Source organism: Tannerella forsythia (genome assembly GCF_001006485.1).
In the GTDB taxonomy this organism is placed as follows: domain Bacteria; phylum Bacteroidota; class Bacteroidia; order Bacteroidales; family Tannerellaceae; genus Tannerella; species Tannerella forsythia.
In genome coordinates this window covers 1-406 of the sequence record NZ_JUET01000118.1, presented here as the reverse complement: position 1 = coordinate 406, position 406 = coordinate 1, and the positions used below count along the sequence as shown (strand labels likewise).

Genomic DNA, 406 nt, shown 5'->3' with positions numbered 1-406 from the left:
AATAGACCGCGGATTTAACGATCCGTCGCTGCACGACGAACTTGTGGCGAGCTACGAGAAAGTGATCCTAATGGTGGCCGATGCGGGATTGAAAAACCTGATTTGTTTCACCGGACGGCGCAACGGCGCGACCGGTCTGCAAGGAGGAGAAAATTGCGCCAAAGGACGCGGGGGCATTATGCCGACAGCAGAGAAGTACGGCGTGACCGTGTCGATGGAGTTGCTTAACAGCGTAGGCCACAAAGATTATCTGTGCGACGATACGGTCTGGGGTGCGGTACTGTGCCGGGGTGGCGGGCTGCACAATTTCTAGTAGCTTTAAGATATTTATCATCTACCGGTCCTGCAAAGTAATATCATCTTACACATCCGCAAGCATCACGAATCTTTCTCCCATTTCCGTAAG

At 52.2% G+C, this 406-nt stretch carries 1 pseudogene; it reads left to right on the top strand.

Annotation, left to right across the window (positions count from 1 at the left end):
- Positions 1 to 406 (top strand): annotated as a pseudogene (locus Tanf_RS10580) (hydroxypyruvate isomerase); the annotation flags it as partial.